The organism is Alistipes sp. AF14-19 (genome assembly GCF_003461645.1).
Lineage (GTDB): Bacteria > Bacteroidota > Bacteroidia > Bacteroidales > Rikenellaceae > Alistipes > Alistipes shahii.
The window spans coordinates 1-3270 of record NZ_QTXM01000045.1 but is presented as its reverse complement, the minus strand read 5'-3'; the positions used below and the strand labels follow the sequence as shown (position 1 = coordinate 3270).

Here is a 3270-nt window from a genome sequence, read left to right as displayed (position 1 = left end):
TTTAAGCTGCTTCACATAGCGAAGCCCTCCGTCTTGGGCACTTTTTCCAATGGCGAACACGCTGTCAAAGAAATTGTAGAGCCGTTTGCTACCTGCAAGGTCGTTGGACGTGATGGGACAGTCCAATGAACGCTTGGGAGTATGCGCCAACACAAGGATAGACAGCTCGTATCTATTTTTGAGATTATTGAGGTGTATCATCAGCCGTCCTGCCGCATCGCCTTTTTCCATGGCACAGCACAGGTAAGTAAGATTATCAACAATGAATATCCTACAGGCGGTCTGCTGTGCCATCTGTTCTATACTGCCGATAATGGCTTCCTCAAAGTTGGCATCCAACAGGGAATTGCAGTCAAGCGATACACGATACAGCTTCTCGGGAAAGGTGTAGAGGTTGCCATGCTCGTTGGTATAACGGAGTTGGAACTGCTTTTCTGAAAGCTCAAAGTCCAGATACAGCACATTGTCGGTTCGGGCGATACGGTCTGCTATCTGCACGGCAAGGATGGACTTGCCCACATTGGAGTCGGCAAACAGGCAGGAGAGTTCCCCCTCATACCAAAAGCAATCCCACAGCGCACGGGGTGTAGGCTGCAAGGATGCTTCAAGAATGGTCTGGTTGGCTGTCTTGATGTGCATCATGCCTACACTGTCGGGCATACCGTTCTGCGCTTGGGTGGCTTTTGCGAGGTCGCCATGTATCAGGTTGATATAGTTCTTGTCCTCTTCCATACCGTTTACCAATTACGTGGGTTGGGTTTACGGCGGTGTGAAGAGGATATGGACTCGTTCAGCTCTTCGTCTGATAACGGCACGGGATTCTTTCGGGAGGATTCCAGCCATTTGTCAAGTTCGTCACGGTAAAGGCAATAGCGTTTGCCGGGCTTGGTGGCAGGAATACTTCCTTCCGAAAGTTTCATGTAGAGTGTACCTTTGGGGATACCTAAATACTCTGCCGCCTCGTCCACCGACATGGGTACGTGGGTGTCCACCGCTTGGACATTGTTCACACTGCGCTGCTCGGTGAGCAGGCTTCTAAGGCTCTTAACCTCGTCTCGAAGCTGAGCCACAACCTCGGGGAGGTCGTTGAAGGTAAGGATTGTTTTTTCCATTTGCGTACTTGTCTCTTTTGTAAGACTTGGCGCAAAGGACTGAAATGATATATCCGTGAATATCTCCACGACACGTCATTGCAAAATAATTCCCGAATAATTAAGACCAGCCATAAATGACGGGTAAAATTACTCGGGAAACGATGTAAAACAGGATGTTATGAGTTACCTGATGGTTGTCGTTGGTGTCGTGATCATCCTAATTCTGCACATAATCCTCGGGATAGTGGAAATCAAGTTTGCCGTTTTCGGGTTCATCAATGGGAATTTCCGTCTTTAGCGGTTCTACCTTGAAATTCTTGATGGTCGATAAATCCGTATCGGCAAACGCCTTCGGGAAAAGGGCTTTGATGAACTTGGCACGGTTATCCCCGTTATAGTATTTCTTGTACAGGAAACGCTCGGAGATATTCCATACAAAATGACGGAGTGGAATGTTGTTGATGTCTTTGGTAAGCGGTCTTGATACGGGCTTCGGCTTGTAGTCGAAATCTTCCATCCATTTGTCCACCTCCGTGCAGATATGGTTCACGGTTTCTTGGTCGGCAATACGGGGCAGGTAATAATGGCAATACTCCATGACCATGCGGATGCGCCCTTCGTTTTCCCGCTGTTCCCTGCTTACATAGTCGGCACGGTTCTTCTCGTGAAGATCCGGGGCAATGGTCAACTCTATCGGCTGTGTTTGGATAGGTGCCTCTTCTTTTGTCGGGAATGATTCGGGTACAAGCTCAGGAACTGATGTAGGTGCAGGTACAGATGTGGCTTCTTCAAGTGTATTTTGTGACAGTTCTTCCTGCACCTCTATGGCTTCGACAGTCGTTTCTTTCTTTCCGAACTTGATTTTGTAGATTTCGTATGTATCAAAGATGAGCGTCTGAAAGGAGAAATAGAGCAACCATCCCAACAGGTTACAGCATACGAATACTATCCACCTGACAAAGTTGTCTTGGTTGAAGCTGTCCGCTATTACCAGCGTGGCAATGGAAGATATTAAGACGATGACAAAGCAGACAAAGCCCAAGATGATGTATTTGTCCTTGATTGATGATTCCATATTTCATTGAGAGATTGAATGTTCCTATTTTATTTTGTGCAAAGTTAATGCTATTTTTCCCAATTATTGCCCGTTATTTGCGGTTGGAACGGTCTTTTTCAATGTATTTCACTAAATGTCATCATATCATACTCCATTTCATACTCTGAGGGGCTTATAAATGGTGGCATCAAGCCAAAAACAGAGAGGGCGATTATAGCCTTGTATCCATAACCGCCCCTCTGAATACCTGTCAATGTGAGATATTTATGCCTCCTTGCGCTTCAAGGTTATCTTGTCCACCACCTGACACATCTGCTGCGCTGCTATCTTGGAATAGATTTGTGTGGTGGTAATGTTCTTATGTCCGAGATAGGCTTGGATGACAGCCATGTCCGTTCCCATTTCCACGTGCAGGCTTCCGAAGCTGTGACGCGTGCAATGAAAGGTGATTTTCTTGGTTATCCCTGCTGCCGTGAGCCACCGTTGGAGTGGTCCTTGCAGCATCTTGTCCTTGAAACCCTCAAAGATTAGCCCCTCGCCACGTTCTCCCAACAGTCCGTAGGCTTCATCGCTGATGGGGTTATGCACTATCTCCTTGGTCTTCTGCATACGGGTGGTAACGAACATCCTGCCGTTGGTGTATGGCTGTATCTGCAGCCACGTGAGCTGCCTGATGTCGCTCTTCCTCAATCCTGTAAGACAAGCGAAAAGGAACGCCCTTTTCAAGACCTCTTCTTCGCAAGGAGTTTCAGCAAGTCGTATCAGTTCCTCTTGGCTCAAATGTTCCCTGATGGTGGGAATGCACTCGATGCGGTCTAAGAAGCCGTTGGGATTCTCCTTTATCTTCCGGTCACGGTAGGCTGTATGAAGTACCGCACGGAAAGTTGACCAATAGCCTGCTGCGGAGTTGATATGCAGCTTTTGGTTGGTGTGGATGGTTTGAGGGGCGTTAAGCAGATACTCCATGAACTTGCGGCACAAGTCCACATCCACCTCTTCAAAGGTGCATTTGCCGTTCACGAACCGCTCGAAGTGTTTGTAAACGTGCTGCCACTTGATATTCTTACGGTCAGCCAGTCCTTTGAAATAGGCAAGGAAATCGCCCTTCATCTTGGTCTT

The 3270-nt window shown here is 47.5% G+C and carries 4 protein-coding genes; all 4 read right to left on the bottom strand.

Annotation, left to right across the window (positions count from 1 at the left end; all coding sequences use genetic code 11):
* Positions 1-732: AAA family ATPase (locus DWW03_RS16300; RefSeq protein WP_118407058.1), on the bottom strand; the 732-nt coding region annotated here is incomplete at its 3' end.
* Positions 733-737: 5 nt separating this feature from the next.
* Entirely contained in the window at positions 738-1112 is a 375-nt protein-coding gene (locus tag DWW03_RS16295) for an excisionase family DNA-binding protein (RefSeq protein WP_118404488.1), read from the bottom strand.
* Positions 1113-1311: 199 nt separating this feature from the next.
* The gene (locus tag DWW03_RS16290) at positions 1312-2169 is read right to left on the bottom strand and encodes a transposase (RefSeq protein WP_118407057.1); all 858 of its coding nucleotides are present in this window, start codon (positions 2167-2169) and stop codon (positions 1312-1314) included.
* 246 nt (positions 2170-2415) lie between these two features.
* Positions 2416-3270, bottom strand: an 855-nt coding sequence (locus DWW03_RS16285; protein ID WP_118407056.1) for a tyrosine-type recombinase/integrase, incomplete at its 5' end; no start/stop codon positions are given.

Excerpts from the sequence above, each read along its gene's own strand:
- DWW03_RS16295 (WP_118404488.1), bottom strand. The coding sequence starts at position 1,112 with ATGGAAAAAACAATCCTTACCTTCAACGACCTCCCCGAGGTTGTGGCT.
- DWW03_RS16290 (WP_118407057.1), bottom strand. The coding sequence starts at position 2,169 with ATGGAATCATCAATCAAGGACAAATACATCATCTTGGGCTTTGTCTGC.